We start from the raw sequence: 22,420 nt of genomic DNA, 5'->3' as shown, positions 1-22,420 counted from the left end.
CCGTGGATATGAAAAACGCCCCGGACCCATCAAGGTCGCGGGGCGTTACGGTGGGTCGACCGGGTCGGATCAGTGCCCGCCCAGATAGGCGTTGCGCACCTCCTCGTTGGCCAGCAGCTCCTTGCCGGTGCCGCTCAGGCGGATCTGGCCGTTGACCATCACGTAGGCCCGGTCCGACAGCCTGAGCGCATGGTTGGCGTTCTGCTCGACCAGGAAAATGGTCATCCCCGAGGCCGCCAGCTCGCGCAAGGTAGCAAAGATCTGCTTCACCACGATCGGCGCCAGGCCCAGGCTCGGCTCATCGAGCAACAGCAGCCTGGGCCGGCTCATCAGCGCCCGGGCGATGGCGAGCATCTGCTGTTCGCCGCCGGACATGGTCATGGCCCGCTGGTTGCGCCGCTCCTTGAGCCGGGGAAACAGCTCGAACATGCGCTGCATGTCCTCGCTGGCGAACTGGTCGCCAATCGGGATGGTGCCCATCAGCAGGTTCTCTTCCACGGTCATGTCGGGGAACACCCGGCGTCCTTCCGGCGATTGGGCGATACCGTTGGAGGCGATGTAGTGCGAAGACTTGTGGGTGATGTCGACGCCGCGGTAGAGGATCTGTCCCGCCGCCGCACGCGGCTGGCCGAAGATCGACATCAGCAGCGTCGACTTGCCGGCCCCGTTGGAGCCGATCAGGCTGACGGTTTCGCCTTCGTCGATGTGCAGCGAGACCTTCTTCAGGGCCTGGATCGGCCCGTAGTAGACATCCAGGTTCTTCAGTTCGAGGATAGCCTGACTCATACCAGTTCCTCTTCATCCGCACCCAGGTAGGCGGCGATCACTTTCGGATCGTTGCGAATCGCTTCGGGCCCACCCTGGGCAATCACGTTGCCGTGGTCCAGCACCACGATGTGGTCGGAAATGCTCATCACCATGCCCATGTCGTGTTCGATCAGCACCACGGTCAGATCGTGCTCGTCGCGCAGCAGCCGGATCATCGCGCTCAGCGCTTCGGTTTCCTGAGGGTTGAGGCCCGCCGCCGGTTCGTCGAGGCAGATGATCTGCGGCCGCGTGCACATGGCCCGGGCGATCTCCAGGCGACGCTGCTGGCCATAGGACAGCTCGCCGGCCAGACGGTTTGCGCAGTCCACCAGGTCGACCACCTCCAGCCAGTAGAACGCCGTGTCCAGCGCGTCGCTCTCGGCCTTGCGGTAGCCCCGGGTGTTGAAGATACCGGCCAGCAGGTTGCGGTTGACCCACATGTGCTGGGCCACCAGCAGGTTCTCCAGCACCGACATTTCCTTGAACAGGCGAATGTTCTGGAAGGTCCGCGCCAGCCCCGCCCGGTTGACCAGGTGGGTACCGCCGAACATCTTGTAATACAGCCGGCTGGCGAAATGCTTCGGCGAAATGAAGTCGCTGACCCGGAAGGATTCGCCCAACAGCTGGATGACGTTGGTCACCCGGCCGCGGGTATTGAGTTCGATGGTGCCGCCGGTCGCCTTGTAGAAACCGGTGAGGCAGTTGAACACGGTGGTCTTGCCGGCCCCGTTGGGGCCGATCAGGGCGAAGATCGAGTTGCGCTTGACCTGCAGGCTGACGTCGCTGAGAGCCTTGATGCCGCCGAAGTGCATCATCAGTTTCTCGACCGAAAGAATGATTTCATCGTTCATTGCGCGGCTCCCTCGTGCAAGGCACCCTTACGCGGGGCAACCCCGGTACGACTGATACGGATCAGGCCGCGCGGGCGCCAGATCATCATCAACACCATCAATACGCCGAACAGCAGCACCCGGTATTCGGCGAAGCTGCGCAGCAACTCGGGCGCAACGGTCAGCACGAAGGCGGCGATGACCACGCCGATGGTCGAGCCCATGCCGCCGAGCACGACGATGGCGAGGATCAGCGCCGACTCGAAGAAGGTGAACGAAGTCGGGTTGACGAAACCCTGGTAGGTGGCGAAGAACACCCCGGCCAGGCCCGCCGTCGACGCACCGAGGGTGAATGCCGAAAGCTTGACCAGCACATGGTTCAGGCCCATGGCGCGGCAGGCGATCTCGTCTTCACGCAGCGCCTCCCAGGCCCGGCCGACCGGCATCCGGGTCAGCCGGTGCTTGATGTAGAGCACGGCCAGCACCACCAGGAACAGCACGGCGTAGATGAAGTAGAACTTCACGTCCGGGTTGTAGGCGAGGCCGAAGAACTCATGGAACGGCACCCCGCCGTCCTTCGCCCGCTTGCCGAACTCCAGGCCGAAGAAGGTCGGCAGCGGCGCCGGCATGCCATTCGGGCCGCCGGTCAGCGACAACCAGTTGTTGAGCACCAGGCGGATGATCTCGCCAAAGCCCAGGGTCACGATCGCCAGGTAGTCACCATGCAGGCGCAACACCGGGAAGCCCAGCACGCAGCCGGCCAGGGCCGCGCAGATGGCCGCCAGGGGCAGCACGCTCCAGAAGCCCAGGCCGAGGTACTGGTAGCCCAGGGCCAGGCCGTAGGCACCGATGGCGTAGAAGGCCACGTAGCCGAGGTCGAGCAACCCCGCGAGGCCGACCACGATGTTCAGGCCGAGCCCGAGCAGCACGTAGATCAGGCCGAGGATCACCACGCCCAGCAGGTAGGAGTTGGAGAACACCGGGAAGATCACCGCGATGGCGATCATGAGCGGGATGATCCAGCGCAGGCGCGACTTGTAGTCCGGCGCCAGTACGTGCACCCCCGAACCGCCGCCCTCGAAACTGTCGAGCAGCCGCTTGCCCTTGGCGGTCTGCAGGTACAGGCTCAGGGCCAGGCGGCCGAGCATGACGATCGCCACCAGCCAGGCGACGCGGGTCGGCTCCAGGTTGAAGCTGTAGCCCTCCAGGACGACACCGACGATCGGGCCGAAGACGATCAGGGCAAGCAGGCCGGCAAGAATGGCATCCACCAGGCTTTTTTTGATATCGAGCGATTTTTCTGTGGCAGTGGACATGGCTTACACCTTCGACACAAGAGGACGGCCGAGCAGGCCTTGCGGCCGAAAGACCAGAACCAGGACCAGCAGCGAGAAGCTGAACACGTCCTTGTAGTCCGAGTTGACCAACCCGGAGAACAGCGACTCGGAGATCCCGAGGATGATCCCGCCCAGCATCGCCCCCGGCAGTGAGCCGATGCCGCCGAGTACCGCGGCGGTGAACGCCTTGATGCCGATGACGAAGCCGGCGTAGAAGTCGAAGGTGCCGTAGTTCATGGTGATCAGCACACCGGCCAGGGCCGCCATGGCCGCACCGATGACGAACACATAGGAAATGATCCGGTCGGTGTTGATCCCGAGGATCGAAGCCATCTTGCGGTCCTGCTGGGTGGCCCGGCACATGCGCCCCAGCTTGGTGTACTTGATGATGTAGGTCAGCACGCCCATGCCGAGGAACGCGGCCACCAGGATGAATACCTTGGTGTAGGTGAGTTGGACGAAGCCGCTGCCGACGTCGATGCGCCAGGCACCGGTGAGCAGCGTCGGAACGCCCTGTTGCTTGGCACCCTGGCTGATCTGCGCGTAGTTCTGCAGGATCAGCGAGATACCGATGGCGCTGATCAGCGGCGCCAGCCGGGTGGAGTTGCGCAGGGGTTTGTAGGCGATACGCTCGATGGTCCAGCCATACACGCCGGTGACGACGATGGTGAACAACAGCGTGCCGAGCATCAGCAGCGGGAAGGATTCGATGCCGAAATAGGCCAGCAGGGCCAGACTGATTGCCGAGAGGTAGGCGGAAATCATGTAAACCTCGCCATGGGCGAAGTTGATCATGCCGATGATGCCATAGACCATTGTGTAGCCGATGGCGATCAGGCCATAGACCGACCCGAGGGTCAGGCCGTTGACCAGTTGCTGCAGGAAAATACCATCCATAACGCAATCTCACGCACGTTGAGAGACTGCACAGAAGCGCACCGCGACGGACCGGGGTTCAACCGCCGTCGCGGCACAGCCATGTGCAGTTCTACGAGAAAAGACAGGTAACTGCACGGACACGCGTGGCAAGTGGCCGCCCCACGGGACGGCCACTCGGCTCATGTCACTTCTGTTTTTCCAGTTGGTGGTATTTGCCGCTCGCGTCCCACTGGTAGACCACGTAGTCGGAGACCTTCAGGTCACCCTTGGTGTCCCAGGCCTTTTCCCCCATGACGGTTTTGACCGGGTGCGACTTGAGCCACTTGGCGGCGTCTTCGCCCTTGTTCGACTTGGCGCCGTTGAAACCGGCGGCCAGGGCCTGGATCGAAGCGTAGGCGTACAGGGTGTAGCCTTCGGGCTCGGTACCGTTCTTGCGGAACTGTTCGACGACTGCCTTGCTGTCCGGCAGCAGGCGTGGGTCGGCGCCGAAGGTCATGTAGACGCCGTCGACGTATTGCGGACCGCCGGCGGTGGTCACCAGTTCGTCGGTGACCACACCGTCGTCGGACATGAACTTGACGTCCTTGAGGCCTTCGGTACGCAGCTGCTTGACCAGCGGACCGGCTTCCGGATGCAGGCCACCGAAGTAGACGACGTCGGCGCCAGCGGCACGGATCTTGGTCACCAGGGCGCTGAAGTCCTTCTCGCCACGGGTCAGGCCTTCGTAGATCACCGGGGTCACGCCGCGCTTGATCAACTGTGCCTTGGTCGCATCGGCCAGACCCTGGCCGTAGGTGTCCTTGTCGTGGATCACGGCGACCTTCTTGCCCTTGAGCACGTCGACGATGTAGTCGCCGGCGACGATGCCCTGCTGGTCGTCACGGCCGCACATGCGGAACATCGCCGACAGGCCGCGCTCGGTCACCTGCGGGTTGGTCGAGCCGGGCGTGATCGCGATGATACCGGCTTCGTCATAGACCTCCGAGGCCGGGATGGTCGAGGACGAGCAGAAGTGCCCGACGACACCGGCGACCTTCTTGTTGGTCAGGTCCTTGGCGACCGTCACTGCCTGTTTCGGCTCGCAGGCGTCGTCGCCCTTGATCAGGACAATCTTCTCCCCGTTGACCCCGCCCTCCGCGTTGATCACGTCCGCCGCCGCCTGAGCCCCCTTCATGTACTGCTCGCCAAACGCCGCATTGGCACCGGTCATCGGACCGGCCACACCGATTTTCAGATCAGCCTGGGCAAACGCAGAAACACCCAGCGCAGCAGCCACTGCGAGGGCGACACAGCCTTTTTTGTAAAACTTCTGGGACATGAGGTGGTGCTCCAAGTTTTTTTAGTTTGGCACTGCGACTTCACCGAATGCTGAGAGCAAGGGCCGTGCCATCGGTTTTTTGTTCTGAAAAAAGTCACTGTCTTGTTGTTTTATGGACTGTTTCGGGCCCTTTTCAACTGGGCGTGCAACCGTCTAAACCGCTGAAGGTAAAACCCTTTTCAAGAAAAGGTGCAACCATCAGATGCCACTACTGCAACCAAAGCTTCCATACGTGTGCAACCGCCCTGTAACAACGTGCGTCACCTAAGTGCACACTCATAGTGCGCGACTGCTACATCGCGCACCATATAGGCTAGCCACATCGGGTAAAAGCGCCGTCCGGATTGGCGCTTTTGTTGTATCAGATGACAATCCGCAGGCATTGGCCCGCGTGGTTGTTCAAGGGCGTCCCGCATGGCGTCGAAGCTGTGCCTGTCGATCAGCGGACCGACCAGGTTGCCTTCCAGCGGATGGCCGATGCGCACCTTGGCGTAGGCCGCCTTGAGCCGGCTGACGATCTCTTGCTTGACCGACTCATGGGCGATCAGCCGACGCAAGGTGGTGCAACGCTGGCCGGCGGTGCCGACGGCACTGAACAGGATGGCGCTGGGGCCGAGGATCAGGGCGTTGTTGCCGCCCAGCTCGAGGATGCCGCGGGCGAAACGGGCGGCGACCTTGGGCGCCGCTTCGCGACCCATCCGGGTGCTGCCGGTGGCGCCGACCAGGGCCACGCGCGGGTTGTCGACCAGCGCCGGATCAACACCAAGACGATCGAGCAATGCGGCAACCATGGGATCACTCCTGCAAACGGAATTCGGCAAACTTCGGACTCTAGTTGTAGCGGTATCAAGACGGGGCAACAAACGACGTTTAGGCGAGATATCATTCCGTTTATTCATGCTGCGCAAGAAACACAAGAAAAGGCCCGTCCATGCTGAATAAGAGACACCTGCCCTCGATCACCGCCCTGCAATGTTTCGAGGCCGTCACCCGCCACCTCAGCTTCACCCGCGCGGCAGAGGAACTGAACCTGACCCAGAGCGCGGTCAGCAAGCAGGTCGCGCAGCTTGAAGAACTGCTCCAGCACCTGCTGTTCCGCCGGGTACGCCGCCGCCTGCAACTGACGCCGGCGGGCGATCTGTACCTGGTGGAAGTCCGAAAGATCCTGACGCAGATGGAGATGTCGACCCATTATCTGCGTTCCTACGGTGGCGAAACCGAGGTTCTGCGCGTCTCCACGCCGCCGACATTCGGCGCGCGCTGGCTGGTGCCGCGCCTCAAGGGCTGGCGTCTGCGACATCCGCATATCCACCTGGACCTGCGCAGCGAACAGGAGGCCGAGGACCTGCTGCAGGGGCACAGCGACCTGGCGTTCTATTTCGGCCAGGGCTCACGACCGGGCACTGAGTGCCTGAAGCTGTTCGGCGAAGAGCTGGTGCCGGTCTGCGCGCCCACAAGCCTCCCCGAACGCCCACTGCAAGACCCGACGCAACTGAGCGAACTGATCCTGCTGCAGAACGCCTCGCGCCCCCAGGCCTGGCATGACTGGTTCGACAGCCAGGGCTATCACACCGAACACAGCTATCACGGGCCGCGCTTCGAGACCTTCTACATGTGCATCCGCGCGGCGCAGGTCGGCTGTGGCGTGGCCCTGCTGCCGCGCTTCCTGGTGGAGGAGGAATTGGCCGATGGCAAGCTGGTGATCCCCTGGCAACATGCAATGCCCAGCCACGACGCCTACTACCTGGCGTACCCGGAGCATTCGGCGGAAGTGCCGAAAGTGAAGAGTTTCGTGCGCTGGATGCAGGAGCAGATCGAGGTGTCGTGATCTGTCGGCTCCGGAGCGCGAAGGCGCCCGCATTGCCAATAAAAATCGCTGGTAAAACCGCCCCCTGATATGCGCCACTAGTGCCACTCACCCAAAAGCCGCCGCAACGCCGACTCACCGTCGACCGGCATGGAGACACCCGTTATGAGCGATAAGGCCTTCGGCGATCGCATCGTGCAGAACCTGCTCGACACCGACTTCTACAAACTGACCATGATGCAGGCGGTGCTGCACAACTACCCCAACGTCGAAGTCGAATGGGACTTCCGTTGTCGCAACAGCGAAGACTTGCGCCCCTACCTCGCGGAAATCCGCTACCAGATCGAGCGCCTCGCCGAACTGAACCTGAGCATGGACCAACTGGGTTTCCTGGAGCGCATCAGCTTCCTCAAGCCGGACTTCCTGCGCTTCCTCGGCCTGTTCCGCTTCAACCTGCGCTACGTGCACACCGGCATCGAGAACGGCGAGCTGTTCATCCGTCTGCGCGGCCCGTGGCTGCATGTGATCCTGTTCGAGGTACCGCTGCTGGCGATCGTCAGCGAGGTGCGCAACCGCTATCGCTACCAGGAAACCGAACTGAACCAGGCCCGCGAGCAGTTGTACCGCAAGTTCGACTGGCTGACCGCCAACGCCAGCGCCGACGAGCTGGCGCACCTGCAGGTCGCCGACTTCGGCACCCGCCGACGCTTCTCCTACCGGGTCCAGGAAGAGGTGGTGAGCGTGCTCAAGCACGACTTCCCGGGACGCTTCGTCGGCACCAGCAACGTGCACCTGGCCCGTGAGTTCGACATGAAGCCCCTGGGTACCATGGCCCACGAATGGATCATGGCCCACCAGCAACTCGGGCCGCGCCTGATCGACAGCCAGATCGCCGCGCTCGACTGCTGGGTCCGCGAGTATCGCGGCCTGCTGGGAATCGCCTTGACCGACTGCATCACCACCGACGCCTTCCTGAAGGATTTCGACCTGTACTTCGCCAAGCTGTTCGATGGACTGCGCCATGACTCGGGCGACCCGGTGCAGTGGGGCGAAAAATGCATAGCCCGGTACCACGAGCTGGGCATCGACCCGATGAGCAAGACGCTGGTGTTCTCCGACAGCCTCACCCTGCCCAGAGCCCTGGAGATATTCCGCGCGCTGCGCGGTCGGATCAATGTCAGCTTCGGCATCGGCACCAACCTCACCTGCGACATTCCCGGGGTGGAGCCGATGAGCATCGTGCTTAAAATGACCGCCTGCAACGGCCAGCCCGTGGCGAAAATCTCCGATGAGCCGGGCAAGGCCCAGTGCAAGGACCCGAATTTCGTCTCCTACCTGCGCCATGTGTTTCAGGTGGCCGATTAATCCGTTTCCGATCGAATCCTACGCAAGGAGTGAATCATGCAAGCCGTACAGCGCCAGATTGCCGAACAGCTCAAGGTCCAGCCGCCGTTCGCCGACCAGGCCGCCCTCGAGGCCGAGGTCGCCCGGCGCATCACCTTCATCCAGAACTGCTTGCAGAACTCGGGCCTCAAGAGCCTGGTGCTGGGCATCAGCGGCGGTGTCGACTCGCTGACCGCCGGCCTGCTGGCGCAGCGCGCCGTGCGCGAACTGCGTGAACGCACCGGTGACGGGCAGTATCGCTTCATCGCGGTGCGCCTGCCCTACGAAGTCCAGTTCGACGAACACGACGCCACGGCTTCGGTGGACTTCATCAACCCCGACGAACGCCATACCGTGAACATCGGCCCGGCGGTCAAGGCGCTGGCCGCGGAAGTCGCGGCGTTCGAAGGCAAGGCCGCCGTCTCGCGGGACTTCGTGCTCGGCAACACCAAGGCGCGGATGCGCATGGTCGCCCAGTACACCATCGCCGGTGCCGCCAACGGCCTGGTGATCGGTACCGACCATGCGGCCGAGGCAGTGATGGGCTTCTTCACCAAGTTCGGTGACGGTGCCTGCGACCTGGCGCCGCTGAGCGGGCTGGTGAAGAATCAGGTTCGGGCCATTGCCCGCAGCTTCGGCGCGCCCGAATCACTGGTGGAAAAGATCCCCACCGCCGACCTGGAAGACCTGGCGCCCGGCAAGCCGGACGAGGCCTCCCATGGCGTGACCTACGCCGAGATCGATGCCTTCCTGCACGGCCAGCCGGTGCGCCAGGAAGCCTTCGACATCATCTGCCGCACCTACGAAAAGACCCACCACAAGCGCGAGATGCCGTTCGCGCCGTAAGGACACACCGTGGCGAGCGGTGTTGCCGGCTCGCCACGGCGAACGAACGCCTGGACCTCGACAGCGGCAAAGCCCGGGCATTGTCAGAATGACGGCCGCAAAGACCCGATACCGGCCGGTTTGTCGTAGGACTTTTCTGTTTTTCCCCGCAACTGTTGAGGCACTCACCACTGCGGAGCAGTCTTCGCCATCCCAAGTTGGCCAGGACTGCTGCCTATGTTGTTCAAGCAAAAGCCTCCCCATATCCGAACCACTCCCCTCTTCCAGCGCCCATGGATCATCCCGCTGTTCGGGCTGATCGGCACCCTGTGCTGGCTCATCATCGCGACGCAGCCATCCGCCCGCCCAGCCAGCGGCCGCCCGAGCAAGGAACACTTCATCCTCAGTGGCAGCATGCCGGTCCAGACCGCCCTGCGCGCCAGCGCCCGCTACACCCCTGGCAGCCAGCAGAACGGCTGTCCCTACCAGCACCCGACCCTGCATTTCGACACGCTTCCACTGGATACTCCGCGCACCTTCGACTTCACGGTGCCCACCGGCTACGAACTGCCCGACTGCAAGCTCTACCTGAGCGAGGTCAGCTTCGAGACCGAAGCCTTCTATGGCCAGGACAACCATCAGCGCAGCATTACCAGCAGCGGCGCGATTACCCTGCGCGATGATCTGCGTCCAGGGGTGTCGGGGTTTCCGTCATCGGGGGAAAAACACTATCGCGGCCTGTGCGACTGGCAGCCACACAGCACCCCGGCGGGTCTGGAACCGCAACAAAGCCTGAATTGCTATAGCGTCGACGAACAATGGCAGGCGCTGGGCAACGACTACAAGCGCAAGCAACTGGGCGGAGTCTTCAGCCGACAGGAGCTGGAGGGAAAGAGAATTCGGCTGGAGTTGAGGAAGAACGAACAGTCCTGATCCCGCACGGGGCGGGACCAGGCGAAGGCCATCACTTGAGGGTGACGGTGCCCTTCATCATCGAGATATGGCCCGGGAACGAGCAGAAGAAGCCGTACTTCTCGGCAGGGTTGAGCTTCGACACGTCGAAGGTCACCGAGTCCTTCTCGCCAGCACCGATGATCTTGGTGTGGGCGATGATGCGGGCATCACCGTCTTTCAGGTAGTTTTTGTCGATACCGGCGGAAATGCCGTCCGAGGCGATCGGCTGCATGTCGGCTTCCTTGCTCAACACCCAGTTGTGACCCATGACGTTCTTCGGCAGGCTGCCGCCGTGGGTCAGTTCCACGGTGAAGGTCTTGCAGCTCTTGTCGATTTCGATGGCCTTGGTGTTGAAGGACATCTGGTCGGTCGAATCGATGGTGGTTTTACATTCGGCAGCTAACACCTGGCCGCTGGCGAGGGCCAGCAGGGATACCGCGACAACTTTGGCAAACATCGTGAATCTCCAAGGCAGGGTATGAAATCGGCGGATCAATGCAGGAAGACTACCTGAGCCAGGTGGCGTTCCCCATGATCTGAATCAATAAATTGTATACAATCGTAAGCTATCGCCCCGATGGATACAATCAACCAGCCAGACGAATCCGCGCGACTTAACATTAGTCCATCGTCATCCATCGGAGTCTGCGCCATGTCCATCGACAGCCTGTTGTACAGTTTGCTCGCCGCCTATGCCTGCGGTGCCAGTGGTACCTGCGAAGCCACCCGGCGCTAGCGCCGCTTCACCAGCGTACGGCGAAGGCTTTCCCGCTGTTTGCGGATCTCCACCAGGCGCTCGCGCATTTCGCGGTGGCGCCGACTGTTGAGCAACAGCAGGCCCAGCAATGGGGCGAAGAGAGCCAGCGCGTAGACGATCCGATGTGGATGCGAGGTGATGGTCGGCAGCACGCCCAGGAAACACAGCGCGAACACCAGCACCAGGCCGCGAACCCACCGTGGATGGCCACGTACGATCATGAAGTTGCAGTGGGCAACCACGAATCCCAGCAGCACCAGCGCCGCGAACGTACCGGTCGTCTGTTCTTCCAGTGAAGCCGCCGGGAAGTAGTGATCCCCCGCCAACGGCAGGCCACAGGCGATAGACACCAGCGCCGCGAAGACCGCCCCGATGAAGGTCGGGAAATACCGCGCCAGAAAACGCCGCAGGCTCAACGTCTCCATCATTCGTCGATCTCCTCGTAAAGCCCGACGGCAATGGTCTTCACGTTACCGGACAGGGCACTGCCGGTGAGCCCGATCGCCGCGCCCAGGGAGTCCTTGATCTGGGTGATGGTGGCGTGGCGAATCTCGGTCGGCGTGAAGCGCTTGGGCAAGTCACCGGCCAGTTGCTTGAGCTTGAGCATCTTAGGAGTCAGCCGTGGGTCGTTGATGCTCAGCAGTTCCCTGGTCAGCTTGGCCCGCTCCTGCCGATTGAGTCCACGCAGCACGTCACGAACACTCTTGCCGGTAGTGGCCTTGGTCAGACGCACCAACTTGATGGAGGTCAGCGCAGAGGCTCCCACACCGAGCAGCGAAGCCGCATCCAGGGCAATCGAGGTGTACTGGTACCAGGCTTCGCTGTCGAGGTAGTCGTTGCGCGCCGGGTTGGTCACTTCGTTGACCGTCCGATAGCCGCCAACCAGACACTGTGCGGTACTGGCGGCCGCGGCGGTATAGCCGATGGCGACCAGCACGGAACTGGCTCCGGCCGAAAACGGTACAGCCACCGACCCACTGAGCACCACGACCCAGCCGATCACCGCACCGGCACACGACAGGCTGGTGTTGATCGCCTCGCTGACCAGCCGCGATTCCCGGGGATTGTCCTGCACCTGCTGGGCAAACTGCTTGGGCGCGATGTACTTCTGCGCCTCGCGCAGGATCACGCGCTTGGGCTTGATGCTGCAGATCGGCTGGAACTCGCGCAGGGTCACCACGTTGAATTCGGCGTCGATGTACACGACACCGGCCCCGACGATGCCGGGATCGGCGTCGATCGCGGCGAACAGCCGTGGCAGGTCGACCTGGCTGGCGATGCGTTGACGGGCGAAAAACCGGGAGGGACTGGAGTCCATGCCGATGCCGGGTAGCGAAGAGCTCACGCGGGATTCATCCTTGAGTCGAACGGTGGAGAATTCGCGGCAACCTTAACAAACCCGCCAATTCTTCGATAGAAAGCAAAACGCCAGCACGAGGCTGGCGTCCTGTCAGGCACAACGGCTTGTCAGCGCGGCACCACCGGCTTGCGGGCCGGCTTCTTGCCCTTGCCCTTGGCGGCATCGGCGCGCTCCTTGGCCGCCTGCTTGTTGCGGGCGGCTGCGGCGGCCTTGGCTTCCTCGCGCTTGTCCCACGGCTTGCTGCCATCGCTGCCACGCGGTGGCAGACCGGTGTGCTGGGTAAGGATGCGACCGCTGTCCTTGCCGACCTTGTGGCTGCCAGCCGGCGTCGAGTTCTTGCGCCGGGCACTCTGGTAGCTGTCGGTCTGCGGCTGGTGCAGCGGGATCAGTTGGTGCTTGCCCGGGCCGATCAGGTCGCCACGGCCCATGCGCAACAAGGCCTCGCGCAGCATCGGCCAGCCCTTCGGATCGTGGTAGCGCAGGAACGCCTTGTGCAGCCGGCGCTGCTCCTCGCTCTTGACGATGGTCACCGCGTCGCTTTTGTAGGTGACCTTGCGCAGCGGGTTCTTGCCCGAATGGTACATCGCGGTGGCGCTGGCCATCGGCGACGGGTAGAACGCCTGCACCTGGTCGGCACGGAAACCGTTGGCCTTGAGCCACAGCGCCAGGTTCATCATGTCTTCATCGGTGGTGCCCGGGTGGGCGGCGATGAAGTACGGGATCAGGTACTGCTCCTTGCCGGCCTCCTTCGAGAATTTCTCGAACATCCGCTTGAAGCGATCATAGGTACCGATGCCCGGCTTCATCATCTGATTGAGCGGACCTTCCTCGGTATGCTCCGGGGCGATCTTCAGGTAGCCGCCAACGTGGTGGGTCACCAGTTCCTTGACGTACTCGGGCGACTCGACCGCAAGGTCATAGCGCAGGCCGGAGGCGATCAGGATTTTCTTCACGCCCGGCAAGGCACGGGCACTGCGGTAGAGCTGGATCAGCGACGAGTGGTCGGTGTTCAGGTTCGGGCAGATGCCGGGGAACACGCACGACGGCTTGCGGCACGCCGATTCGATTTCCGGGCTCTTGCAGGCGATGCGGTACATGTTCGCGGTCGGGCCGCCGAGGTCGGAAATGACGCCGGTGAAGCCCGGGACCTTGTCGCGGATCTCCTCGATCTCGCGAATGATCGACTCTTCGGAGCGGTTCTGGATGATGCGCCCTTCGTGCTCGGTGATCGAGCAGAAGGTGCAGCCGCCAAAGCAGCCGCGCATGATGTTCACCGAGAAGCGGATCATCTCGTAGGCCGGGATCTTTTCCTTGCCATAGGCCGGGTGCGGCACACGCTGATAGGGCATGCCGAACACGTAGTCCATTTCCTCGGTGGTCATCGGAATGGGTGGTGGGTTGAACCACACATCCACGTCACCATGCTTCTGCACCAGCGCGCGGGCGTTACCCGGGTTGGTTTCCAGATGCAGCACGCGGTTGGCGTGGGCATAGAGCACCGGGTCGTTGCGCACCTTCTCCATCGAGGGCAGGCGGATCACGGTCTTGTCGCGGGTCATCTTCGGGCTGGCGAGGATCTGCACCACCTTGGCTTCCTGCGGGTCTTCAACCGGGCCCTTTTCCTGCTCGATGGCACAAGCAGCAGTATCCTGGGTGTTCACGTAGGGGTTGATGATCTTGTCGATCTTGCCCGGCCGGTCGATGCGCGTGGAGTCGACTTCGTACCAGCCCTGAGGGGTATCGCGACGGATGAACGCGGTGCCGCGCACGTCGGTGATGTCTTCGATTTTCTGACCATAGGACAGACGCTGGGCGACCTCGACGATCGCCCGCTCGGCGTTGCCGTAGAGCAGGATATCGGCGCTGGCGTCGATCAGGATCGAGTTGCGTACACGATCCTGCCAGTAGTCGTAGTGAGCGATGCGGCGCAGCGAGGCCTCGATACCGCCGAGCACGATCGGCACATGCCTGTAGGCCTCCTTGCAGCGCTGGCTGTAGACCAGGCTGGCGCGGTCCGGCCGCTTGCCGGCCACGCCGCCCGGGGTATAGGCGTCGTCCGAGCGGATTTTCTTGTCGGCGGTGTAGCGGTTGATCATCGAGTCCATGTTGCCGGCCGCGACACCGAAGAACAGGTTCGGCTCGCCGAGCTTCATGAAGTCGTCTTTCGACTGCCAGTTCGGCTGGGCGATGATCCCCACGCGAAAGCCCTGGGCTTCCAGCAGACGGCCGATGATCGCCATGCCGAAGGACGGATGGTCGACATAGGCGTCACCGGTGACGATGATCACGTCGCAGGAATCCCAGCCGAGCTGATCCATCTCTTCCCGGCTCATGGGCAGGAAGGGCGCTGGCCCGAAACATTCGGCCCAGTACTTGGGATAGTCAAATAACGGCTTGGCTGCTTGCATGGCGATGACCGGTGTCGAAATGAAAGATGACGAGATGAAAATTCGCGGGCGCGGAATATAGCACAAAAAATGATCAAACCCGACGATAATCGTCGGGCTTATCAGCATCGAGCCGGCCTCGCCGCACGCCTGGCGGCTGGAGGTTACTCGTCGTCGTCGAAGTTGTAGCTGCCCGGCGCGAGGTTCTCGAAGCGGGTGTACTTGCCGATGAAGGCCAGCCGGATGAAGCCGATCGGACCGTTCCGCTGCTTGCCGATGATGATTTCGGCAATGCCCTTGTGCTCGGTCTCCGGGTGGTAGACCTCGTCGCGGTACACGAACATGATCACGTCGGCGTCCTGCTCGATCGCTCCGGATTCACGCAAGTCGGAGTTCACCGGGCGCTTGTTCGGCCGTTGCTCCAGCGAGCGGTTGAGCTGGGACAGGGCCACCACCGGGCAGTTGAATTCCTTGGCCAGTGCCTTGAGGGAACGGGAGATCTCGGAAATCTCGTTGGTCCGGTTGTCGCCACTGGAGCCCGGGATCTGCATCAGCTGCAGGTAGTCGATCATGATCAGGGCGATGTCGCCATGCTCGCGCACCAGGCGGCGGGTCCGCGCACGCATTTCCGACGGGCTGATGCCCGCGGTATCGTCGATGAACAGCTTGCGGTCGTTGAGCAGGTTGACCGCCGAGGTCAGGCGCGGCCAGTCGTCGTCCTCCAACTGGCCGGAACGCACCTTGGTCTGGTCGATACGGCCAAGGGACGACAGCATACGCATGATCAGCGATTCGCCTGGCATCTCGAGGGAGTACACCAGCACCGCCTTGTCGCTGCGCAGCACGGCGTTTTCCACCAGGTTCATGGCGAAGGTGGTCTTACCCATCGACGGACGGCCGGCAACAATGATCAGGTCGGCCGGCTGCAGGCCGCTGGTCTTCTCGTCGAGGTCGGTGTAGCCGGTGGACAGGCCGGTGATCGCGTCGGAGGTGTTGAACAGGGTGTCGATGCGGTCGATGGCCTTGGTCAGCAATTCATTGACGCCTACCGGGCCGCCGGTCTTGGGGCGCGCCTCGGCGATCTGGAAGATCTGCCGCTCGGCCTCGTCGAGAATTTCCTCGGCGGTACGGCCTTCCGGGTTGAAGGCGCTGTCGGCGATGTCGTTGGTGATGCCGATCAGTTGGCGCAGGGTCGCCCGCTCGCGGACGATCGAGGCATAGGCCTTGATGTTGGCCACCGACGGGGTGTTTTTCGCCAGCTCGCCGAGGTAGCCGAGGCCGCCGACCTGGGCCGTCTGCCCTTCCTTGTCCAACTGCTCGGCCAGGGTCACCACGTCGATCGGCAGGTTCTGGTCGGCCAGACGGGCGATCGCGCGGAAAATCAGGCGGTGGTCATGCCGATAGAAGTCACCGTCCGAGACCAGGTCCAGCACGCGTTCCCAGGCGTTGTTGTCCAGCATCAGGCCACCGAGCACGGCCTGTTCGGCCTCGATGGAATGCGGCGGCACCTTCAGGGCAGCGGTTTGCAGATCGTATTGCTCGGGAGCGGAGATTTCGTTCATAGCCACTTGGAATCAGATGGTTGGAGCCAAAAAACAAAGGGCACGACCTGAATGAACAGAGTCGTGCCCGATGTTAACCGGCTGGCGGGCAAGCCGCCAGACGATCGAGTGCTGCTTAGGCAGCCACCACAACAACGCGTACGGTTGCTTCGACTTCGGCGTGCAGGTGCACGGCCACGTCGAATTCGCCAACGTTGCGGATGGTGCCGTTCGGCAGACGAACTTCGCTTTTGGCCACTTCGACGCCGGAGGCGGTCAGGGCATCAGCGATGTCGTGGGTGCCGATCGAACCGAACAGCTTGCCTTCGTCACCAGCGGTGGCAGTGATGGTCACTTCCAGCTCAGCCAGTTGGGCGGCGCGCGATTCAGCCGAAGCTTTCTTCTCGGCTGCGGCTTTTTCCAGCTCGGCACGACGCTCTTCGAAAGCGGCCAGGTTGGCAGCGGTCGCAGCGGTGGCTTTGCCGAAAGGCAGCAGGTAGTTACGACCGTAACCGGCCTTCACTTTTACTTTGTCGCCCAGGTTGCCCAGGTTGGCGATTTTTTCCAGCAGGATCAGTTCCATTTGGTAATAACCTCTTAACTTTTAACCTTCACCGTTCGCGGAACCGTTACCGGGGTCCTTCGACGCCAGGCGTCCGCGAAAATCAATCAGGCTGTCGACAATGGCCAATACCACGAGCAACGGACCGAGCAGGTGCATGAACGGCAAGAGCGTGACGTATATCCCCACCAGCCAGAAAGAGGCCAGTCGCTTCTGCGCCACCAGCCCGTGAATCAGGGCCAGGCCGGCGAAGGCGAGCGGTACGCTGCACAGCGGCAACAGGATCAGTGCATGCAACCCGAAAAACGGGGCGATACACATGACGGCCAGCAGTGACAGCGTCACGTTCTTCGGCAGTCGGATAGCGCGAAACTCGCGACCGAAACCACCGGGGTTATACAACAGCGCTTGCCAGTAGCGCCCAAGAATCAGGCACAGCACGCTGAAGACCTGCAACGAAATCGCTGTCGAAATGATCATCAGCGGGACGGTCAGCGAGATGAGAAACGCCTTCTGGTCGGCCGAGAATTTCTCGTAGACCTCACCCATCGCCAGCGGCATGACGTGTTCGAACGTCTGCGCCAGCGATTCGATGAAGGAACTGAACACAGTTCCCAGGCTCACCGCACACAACAATCCCACGGCCATGCTGCACAGCAGCACGCGGTTCCAGGTATGCCCGACGCGCAATATCAACGCCAGGCCGCAACTGCCGAGCAGCACCAGAAGGGCCGTCGGGTCACCCAGGAAGTGCCAGCTCAACAACACCGACAACAGTCCGATACCCAGGACGCTCGAGGCGTCCGAACCGCGCCGCAGGAGCACGAGGCTCCCGGCGGCGGCACTCAACCAGAACAACAGCGGCAATGCCGCAGCTCCGGCCACGACCAGCGTGGCCTGCACACGTCCCCGCATGATGAAGTCAGCTAAGGCACGCATGCACTCAATCCTTTACTACCTGTCGACGACCCGGTCTCAGCGGCCGTGGCTGTCGGTGTAGGCCAGCAGGGCCAGGAAGCGGGCGCGCTTGATAGCGGTAGCCAGCTGACGCTGATAACGAGCCTTGGTACCGGTGATACGGCTTGGAACGATTTTGCCGGTTTCGGATACGTAGGCTTTCAGGGTGTTGAGATCTTTGTAATCGATCTCTTTCACGTCTTCAGCGGTGAAGCGGCAGAATTTACGACGACGGAAGAAACGTGCCATGTAATAGGCTCCTCAAAAGATCCGTGGATTACTCGTCAGCGTTATCGCTGTTGTCGCTGTCATCACCCTCAACGCCTTCAGCGTCGGAGTGCTCAGGACGGTCGCGACGCTCACGGCGCTCACTGCGGTTTTCTTCAGCCTTGAGCATCTCGGACTGGCCAGTGATGGCTTCGTCGCGACGGATGACCAGGTTACGGATCACAGCATCGTTGTAGCGGAAGTTGTCTTCCAGCTCGGCCAGGGCCTTGCCGGTGCACTCAACGTTCAGCATCACGTAGTGAGCCTTGTGAACATTGTTGATTGCGTAGGCCAGTTGACGACGGCCCCAGTCTTCCAGGCGGTGGATTTTGCCGCCGTCTTCTTCGATCAGCTTGGTGTAACGCTCAACCATGCCGCCGACTTGCTCGCTCTGATCCGGGTGGACCAGGAAGATAATTTCGTAATGACGCATGAATGCTCCTTACGGGTTGTAGCCTGCCACTCAAAAGCGGTCAGACAAGGAGTGAATGACACTGGTGTGTCTTGCCTTGGAGTAGGCACAAATGCGCCAGCCATCACGGCAAGGGGCGCAATTGTAGAGAAGGGGCGCGAGAGGCGCAAGGTAATTGGTGATTATTTGAACAGCCAATGCCGTTATGCGTACAACCCCTGTGGCGAGCGGGCCTGCCCACGCTGGGGGCGAAGCGCTCCCCCCAAGATCAGTGATTGCGGTGCATCAGAGAGAAACGAGGTGCCTGGTTTTACGACTGCTTCGCAGCCGAGCGTGGCGGTGCGGCGTTCCGACAAGCCCACTCGCCACAAAACCTCGCTCGACTTCAAATACCCTTGCCGCCCTGCCACAAAAACCGGCGCGTGATCAGGCCTTCTTGGCCGCGGCCTTGACACTGCGCTGGCGCATCGCCTCGAACAGACAGACACCGGTGGCCACCGAGACATTGAGGCTGCTGACGCTGCCGGCCATCGGCAACTTCACCAGGAAGTCGCAGTGCTCGCGGGTCAGGCGACGCATGCCCTTGCCTTCGGCGCCCATGACCAGGATGGTCGGACCGGTCAGGTCCTGCTGATACAGCTCCTGCTCAGCCTCGCCAGCCGTGCCGACGACCCACAGGCCGCGTTGCTGGAGCTTTTCCAGGGTGCGCGCGAGGTTGGTCACGGCCACCAGCGGAATCACCTCCGCCGCACCGCAGGCCACCTTGCGCACGGCTGGTGTCAGGGTCGCCGACTTGTCCTTGGGCACCACCACCGCCAGTGCGCCCGCCGCATCGGCGGTGCGCAGGCACGCGCCGAGGTTGTGCGGGTCGGTCACACCATCGAGCACCAGGATCAGCGGCGCGCCTTCGGTGCGGTCGAGCAGCTCGTCGAGCATCGCCTCACCCCAGACCTGGCTCGGACTGACTTCCGCCACCACCCCCTGGTGCACGCCCTCGACCCAGGCGTCCATCTCGCGGCGCTCGGCCTGGCCGACCGCTACGCGGTTCTCGCCCGCCAACTGCAACAGGGGCTGAACCCGAGGATCGCTGCGGCCTTCAGCCAGCCAGATCTGCTTGACGCGCTTGGGGTGATGACGCAACAGCGCCTCCACGGCATGCACGCCGTAGATCTTTTCCAGCTGACTCATGACTTGCCCTTGGATTTACGTGCCGGACCGTTCTTCGACGGCCCCTTGCGATGCTTGCTCGGCTTTTCCGAAGGCGCACCCCGGCCGGACTTGCTCTCGACCTTGGGCTTGCCACCGGTTTTCGCCTCGGCCAGCAGCGCCTTTTTCATCTCGCGGCTCTTGCGCACCTCGGCGTTCTTCGCCGCGGCATCACTGGAGCGATAGGCATCGCCGGACTTCTTCTCGGCATTGCGGCGGGAAGCGCGGGCAGGCTCCGCAGCCTTCTCGACCACCGGCGCCGGAGCGGTTTCAACCCCACGCTTCTTGGCGCTGCCGCGCCCAGCCGGTGCCGATTGGGCTTTCTCGGCCATTTCGAAGTCGATCTTGCGCTCGTCGAGATCGACGCGCATGACCTTGACCTCGACCGTATCACCGAGGCGGAAGCTGCGACCGGTGCGCTCGCCGGACAGGCGATGATGCACCGGATCGAAGTGGTAGTAGTCGCCCGGCAAGGCGGTGACGTGCACCAGACCCTCAACGTAGATATCGGTCAGTTCGACGAACAGGCCAAAACCGGTCACCGCCGTGACCACGCCCGGGAACGACTCGCCCACGCGATCCTTCATGAACTCGCACTTGAGCCAGTTCACCACGTCGCGGGTGGCTTCGTCGGCACGGCGCTCGCTCATCGAGCACTGCTCACCCAATTGCTCCAGCGCCGCTTCGTCGTACGGATAGATGCGCGCCTTCGGAATGCTCATCGCTCCGGCACGACGTACGTGCGGGGTATTCTGCTTCGAATGGATCACGCTGCGGATCGCGCGGTGCGTCAACAGGTCCGGGTAACGGCGGATCGGCGAGGTGAAGTGGGTGTAGGCTTCGTAATTCAGGCCGAAGTGACCATCGTTCTCGGCGCTGTACACCGCCTGGCTCAGGGAGCGCAGCATCACGGTCTGGATCAGATGGAAATCCGGACGGCTCTGGATACTGGCCAGCAGAGCCTGGTAATCCTTCGGTGTCGGACCTTCCTTGCCCTTGTGCAGCGACAGGCCCAGCTCACCCAGGAACGCGCGCAGTTTTTCCAGGCGCTCCGGCGGCGGACCGTCATGCACGCGGTACAGAGCCGGAATTTCGTGTTTCTGGAGGAACTCGGCGGTGGCGACGTTGGCCGCCAGCATGCACTCCTCGATCAGCTTGTGCGCGTCGTTGCGGGTGGTCGGACGAATCTCCGCGATCTTGCGCTCGGAACCGAAGATGATCCGGGTTTCCTGGGTTTCGAAATCGATCGCGCCACGGGTATGGCGAGCCGCCAGCAGCACCTTGTACAGGGCGTAAAGCTGCTTGAGGTCCGGGACCACTTCCCCGTACTGGGCACGCAGGCGCTTGGCTTCGGCGGTCTTCGGCTGCTCCAGGATGGTGCTGACCTTGTTGTAGGTCAGACGGGCATGGGAGTGGATCACCGCTTCGTAGAATACGTAATCGGTCATCTCGCCCTTTTTCGAGATGGTCATTTCGCAGACCATCGCCAGGCGATCGACATGCGGGTTCAGCGAGCACAGGCCGTTGGACAGCTCTTCCGGCAGCATCGGCACCACGCGCTCGGGGAAGTACACCGAGTTGCCGCGCACCTGGGCCTCGGCATCCAGCGCCGAGCCGACCTTCACGTAGCTGGAAACGTCGGCGATCGCCACGTACAGCTTCCAACCACCGGAGAACAGCCGCAGCTTGCCCGGAATCGCCTCGCAATAGACCGCGTCGTCGAAGTCGCGGGCGTCCTCGCCGTCGATGGTGACGAACGGCAGGTCGCGCAGGTCAACGCGCTTCTCCTTGTCCTTCTCCTCGACTTCCGGCTTGAGCTTGCGCGCTTCCTTGACCACGGCCTCGGGCCAGACATGGGGTATATCGTAGGTGCGCAGGGCAACATCGATTTCCATGCCCGGAGCCATGTAGTTGCCGACCACTTCGACCACATCGCCCTGGGGCTGGAAGCGCGGCGTCGGCCAGTGGGTGATTCTCACCTCGACGAACTGGCCGATCTGCGCGTTGGCGTTGCGCCCCGGCGTGACCAGCACTTCCTGCTGGATCTTCGGGTTGTCGGCGACCACGAAGCCGATGCCGCCTTCCTCGAAGTAACGACCGACGATGGTCTCGTGGGCACGGGACACCACCTCGACGATCACGCCCTCGCGACGGCCACGCCGGTCGACGCCGGAAACCCGCGCCAGGGCACGGTCGCCGTCGAACACCAGGCGCATCTGCGCGGGGCTCATGAACAGGTCTTCGCTGCCGTCGTCCGGGATCAGGAAGCCGAAGCCGTCACGATGGCCGACGATGCGGCCTAGAATCAGGTCCAGCTTGTCCACCGGGGCGTAGGTGCCACGACGGGTATAAATCAGTTGAGCGTCGCGCTCCATGGCGCGCAGGCGGCGGCGCAGGGCCTCCACCTGGTCTTCGGTGCTCAGACCGAACTCTTCCACCAGTTGCTCGCGACTGGCCGGCGACCCGCGCTCGGACAAATGCGCCAGGATCAACTCACGGCTGGGAATGGGGTTTTCGTATTTTTCCGCTTCACGAGCGGCCTCGGGATCGAGGGACTGCCAATCGGCCATTAGATAAATTTCACCTTGTCTATATGCCCGGATAGTTTGGCATACGCGTATTGAAACGGGAAATTTCAGGCGCGGATGGCGCCAGAAAATCCCTTTGCCAGCAGCGACAGACGTGATTGCAGAGCGCTTGAGAGATTTTTTGCATTTTTTTGCTTGCAGGGGTTTACAGCCCCGGAGAGGCTCCGTATAGTGCGCGCCATCGACGACGCAACGACGTTGAAGATGCTGCCCAGGTGGTGAAATTGGTAGACACGCCAGCTT

At 62.4% G+C, this 22,420-nt stretch carries 21 protein-coding genes and 1 pseudogene; 4 read left to right on the top strand and 18 right to left on the bottom strand.

All coding sequences use genetic code 11. The features are described 5' to 3' along the window. Positions 1-69: 69 nt before the first annotated feature. From K675_RS0100985 to K675_RS0100960, 6 genes and pseudogenes are all read right to left on the bottom strand, one after another. Positions 70-786: an ABC transporter ATP-binding protein gene (locus K675_RS0100985; protein ID WP_017901639.1), complete on the bottom strand. Its 717-nt coding sequence runs from the start codon at positions 784-786 to the stop codon at positions 70-72. Next, complete coding sequence (locus K675_RS0100980; protein WP_017901638.1) at positions 783-1,658, bottom strand: ABC transporter ATP-binding protein; 876 nt, start codon at positions 1,656-1,658, stop codon at positions 783-785. The genes K675_RS0100985 and K675_RS0100980 overlap by 4 nt, the downstream gene beginning before the upstream one ends. Then, positions 1,655-2,953, bottom strand: coding sequence for a high-affinity branched-chain amino acid ABC transporter permease LivM (gene livM, locus K675_RS0100975; protein ID WP_017901637.1), 1,299 nt, complete (start codon positions 2,951-2,953; stop codon positions 1,655-1,657). The genes K675_RS0100980 and livM overlap by 4 nt, the downstream gene beginning before the upstream one ends. Before the next feature lie 3 nt (positions 2,954-2,956). Continuing rightward, a complete protein-coding gene (locus K675_RS0100970; RefSeq protein WP_017901636.1) occupies positions 2,957-3,871 on the bottom strand; it encodes an ABC transporter permease subunit in 915 nt (304 codons plus the stop codon). Between the two features lie 166 nt (positions 3,872-4,037). Then, the gene (locus tag K675_RS0100965) at positions 4,038-5,171 is read right to left on the bottom strand and encodes a branched-chain amino acid ABC transporter substrate-binding protein (protein ID WP_017901635.1); all 1,134 of its coding nucleotides are present in this window, start codon (positions 5,169-5,171) and stop codon (positions 4,038-4,040) included. Between the two features lie 260 nt (positions 5,172-5,431). Continuing rightward, positions 5,432-5,923 (bottom strand): annotated as a pseudogene (locus K675_RS0100960) (aldehyde dehydrogenase family protein); the annotation flags it as partial. A gap of 179 nt (positions 5,924-6,102) precedes the next feature. Here K675_RS0100960 and K675_RS0100955 point away from each other — a divergent pair. The 4 genes from K675_RS0100955 to K675_RS0100940 all read left to right on the top strand — a co-directional run bounded on the left by K675_RS0100955 (position 6,103) and on the right by K675_RS0100940 (position 10,119). Beyond that, positions 6,103-6,999: a LysR family transcriptional regulator gene (locus K675_RS0100955; RefSeq protein WP_017901633.1), complete on the top strand. Its 897-nt coding sequence runs from the start codon at positions 6,103-6,105 to the stop codon at positions 6,997-6,999. A gap of 144 nt (positions 7,000-7,143) precedes the next feature. Beyond that, the gene (pncB, locus tag K675_RS0100950) at positions 7,144-8,343 is read left to right on the top strand and encodes a nicotinate phosphoribosyltransferase (protein ID WP_017901632.1); all 1,200 of its coding nucleotides are present in this window, start codon (positions 7,144-7,146) and stop codon (positions 8,341-8,343) included. A 36-nt stretch (positions 8,344-8,379) separates the two neighbouring features. Beyond that, positions 8,380-9,207 carry an ammonia-dependent NAD(+) synthetase gene (gene nadE, locus K675_RS0100945; RefSeq protein WP_017901631.1) on the top strand — a complete coding sequence of 276 codons (828 nt, stop codon included), beginning with the start codon at positions 8,380-8,382 and terminating at the stop codon, positions 9,205-9,207. 216 nt (positions 9,208-9,423) lie between these two features. Then, positions 9,424-10,119 (top strand): hypothetical protein, encoded by a 696-nt coding sequence (locus tag K675_RS0100940; protein ID WP_017901630.1) that lies wholly within the window; start codon positions 9,424-9,426, stop codon positions 10,117-10,119. Between the two features lie 31 nt (positions 10,120-10,150). Here K675_RS0100940 and azu read toward each other — a convergent pair whose 3' ends face one another. The 12 genes from azu to K675_RS33495 all read right to left on the bottom strand — a co-directional run. Continuing rightward, positions 10,151-10,597: an azurin gene (gene azu, locus K675_RS0100935; RefSeq protein WP_017901629.1), complete on the bottom strand. Its 447-nt coding sequence runs from the start codon at positions 10,595-10,597 to the stop codon at positions 10,151-10,153. A 275-nt stretch (positions 10,598-10,872) separates the two neighbouring features. Further along, positions 10,873-11,325 (bottom strand): hypothetical protein, encoded by a 453-nt coding sequence (locus K675_RS0100925; protein ID WP_017901627.1) that lies wholly within the window; start codon positions 11,323-11,325, stop codon positions 10,873-10,875. Then, the gene (locus tag K675_RS0100920; protein ID WP_026144805.1) at positions 11,322-12,242 is read right to left on the bottom strand and encodes a hypothetical protein; all 921 of its coding nucleotides are present in this window, start codon (positions 12,240-12,242) and stop codon (positions 11,322-11,324) included. The genes K675_RS0100925 and K675_RS0100920 overlap by 4 nt, the downstream gene beginning before the upstream one ends. A gap of 122 nt (positions 12,243-12,364) precedes the next feature. After that, a complete protein-coding gene (locus tag K675_RS0100915; protein ID WP_026144804.1) occupies positions 12,365-14,665 on the bottom strand; it encodes a YgiQ family radical SAM protein in 2,301 nt (766 codons plus the stop codon). 143 nt (positions 14,666-14,808) lie between these two features. Further along, positions 14,809-16,206 carry a replicative DNA helicase gene (gene dnaB / locus K675_RS0100910; RefSeq protein ID WP_017901624.1) on the bottom strand — a complete coding sequence of 466 codons (1,398 nt, stop codon included), beginning with the start codon at positions 16,204-16,206 and terminating at the stop codon, positions 14,809-14,811. A gap of 115 nt (positions 16,207-16,321) precedes the next feature. Continuing rightward, entirely contained in the window at positions 16,322-16,768 is a 447-nt protein-coding gene (rplI, locus tag K675_RS0100905; protein ID WP_017901623.1) for a 50S ribosomal protein L9, read from the bottom strand. A 21-nt stretch (positions 16,769-16,789) separates the two neighbouring features. Then, positions 16,790-17,686, bottom strand: coding sequence for a hypothetical protein (locus tag K675_RS0100900; RefSeq protein ID WP_017901622.1), 897 nt, complete (start codon positions 17,684-17,686; stop codon positions 16,790-16,792). Between the two features lie 36 nt (positions 17,687-17,722). Further along, positions 17,723-17,953 carry a 30S ribosomal protein S18 gene (gene rpsR, locus K675_RS0100895; RefSeq protein WP_002551829.1) on the bottom strand — a complete coding sequence of 77 codons (231 nt, stop codon included), beginning with the start codon at positions 17,951-17,953 and terminating at the stop codon, positions 17,723-17,725. A gap of 28 nt (positions 17,954-17,981) precedes the next feature. Next, positions 17,982-18,404 (bottom strand): 30S ribosomal protein S6, encoded by a 423-nt coding sequence (gene rpsF / locus K675_RS0100890; protein ID WP_017901621.1) that lies wholly within the window; start codon positions 18,402-18,404, stop codon positions 17,982-17,984. 405 nt (positions 18,405-18,809) lie between these two features. Next, positions 18,810-19,571 carry a 23S rRNA (guanosine(2251)-2'-O)-methyltransferase RlmB gene (gene rlmB / locus K675_RS0100885; protein ID WP_017901620.1) on the bottom strand — a complete coding sequence of 254 codons (762 nt, stop codon included), beginning with the start codon at positions 19,569-19,571 and terminating at the stop codon, positions 18,810-18,812. After that, positions 19,568-22,159 (bottom strand): ribonuclease R, encoded by a 2,592-nt coding sequence (gene rnr / locus K675_RS0100880; RefSeq protein WP_017901619.1) that lies wholly within the window; start codon positions 22,157-22,159, stop codon positions 19,568-19,570. The genes rlmB and rnr overlap by 4 nt, the downstream gene beginning before the upstream one ends. A gap of 65 nt (positions 22,160-22,224) precedes the next feature. Beyond that, positions 22,225-22,420: hypothetical protein (locus tag K675_RS33495; protein WP_232434386.1), on the bottom strand; the 196-nt coding region annotated here is incomplete at its 5' end.

Source organism: Pseudomonas fuscovaginae SE-1 (assembly GCF_000364705.1).
GTDB classification, from domain to species: Bacteria; Pseudomonadota; Gammaproteobacteria; order Pseudomonadales; family Pseudomonadaceae; genus Aquipseudomonas; species Aquipseudomonas fuscovaginae_A.
This window is presented reverse-complemented; position numbering and strand designations above follow the sequence as displayed.

Bases quoted from the DNA above. Each gene is read 5' to 3' on its own strand.
- rlmB (WP_017901620.1), bottom strand. From the start codon at position 19,571: ATGAGTCAGCTGGAAAAGATCTACGGCGTGCATGCCGTGGAGGCGCTG.
- K675_RS0100970 (WP_017901636.1), bottom strand. From the start codon at position 3,871: ATGGATGGTATTTTCCTGCAGCAACTGGTCAACGGCCTGACCCTCGGG.
- nadE (WP_017901631.1), top strand. From the start codon at position 8,380: ATGCAAGCCGTACAGCGCCAGATTGCCGAACAGCTCAAGGTCCAGCCG.
- rpsF (WP_017901621.1), bottom strand. From the start codon at position 18,404: ATGCGTCATTACGAAATTATCTTCCTGGTCCACCCGGATCAGAGCGAG.
- K675_RS0100965 (WP_017901635.1), bottom strand. From the start codon at position 5,171: ATGTCCCAGAAGTTTTACAAAAAAGGCTGTGTCGCCCTCGCAGTGGCT.
- pncB (WP_017901632.1), top strand. From the start codon at position 7,144: ATGAGCGATAAGGCCTTCGGCGATCGCATCGTGCAGAACCTGCTCGAC.
- dnaB (WP_017901624.1), bottom strand. From the start codon at position 16,206: ATGAACGAAATCTCCGCTCCCGAGCAATACGATCTGCAAACCGCTGCC.
- K675_RS0100980 (WP_017901638.1), bottom strand. From the start codon at position 1,658: ATGAACGATGAAATCATTCTTTCGGTCGAGAAACTGATGATGCACTTC.
- azu (WP_017901629.1), bottom strand. From the start codon at position 10,597: ATGTTTGCCAAAGTTGTCGCGGTATCCCTGCTGGCCCTCGCCAGCGGC.
- K675_RS0100900 (WP_017901622.1), bottom strand. From the start codon at position 17,686: ATGCGTGCCTTAGCTGACTTCATCATGCGGGGACGTGTGCAGGCCACG.
- K675_RS0100915 (WP_026144804.1), bottom strand. From the start codon at position 14,665: ATGCAAGCAGCCAAGCCGTTATTTGACTATCCCAAGTACTGGGCCGAA.
- K675_RS0100925 (WP_017901627.1), bottom strand. From the start codon at position 11,325: ATGATGGAGACGTTGAGCCTGCGGCGTTTTCTGGCGCGGTATTTCCCG.
- rpsR (WP_002551829.1), bottom strand. From the start codon at position 17,953: ATGGCACGTTTCTTCCGTCGTCGTAAATTCTGCCGCTTCACCGCTGAA.
- K675_RS0100955 (WP_017901633.1), top strand. From the start codon at position 6,103: ATGCTGAATAAGAGACACCTGCCCTCGATCACCGCCCTGCAATGTTTC.
- livM (WP_017901637.1), bottom strand. From the start codon at position 2,953: ATGTCCACTGCCACAGAAAAATCGCTCGATATCAAAAAAAGCCTGGTG.
- K675_RS0100985 (WP_017901639.1), bottom strand. From the start codon at position 786: ATGAGTCAGGCTATCCTCGAACTGAAGAACCTGGATGTCTACTACGGG.
- K675_RS0100940 (WP_017901630.1), top strand. From the start codon at position 9,424: ATGTTGTTCAAGCAAAAGCCTCCCCATATCCGAACCACTCCCCTCTTC.
- rplI (WP_017901623.1), bottom strand. From the start codon at position 16,768: ATGGAACTGATCCTGCTGGAAAAAATCGCCAACCTGGGCAACCTGGGC.
- rnr (WP_017901619.1), bottom strand. From the start codon at position 22,159: ATGGCCGATTGGCAGTCCCTCGATCCCGAGGCCGCTCGTGAAGCGGAA.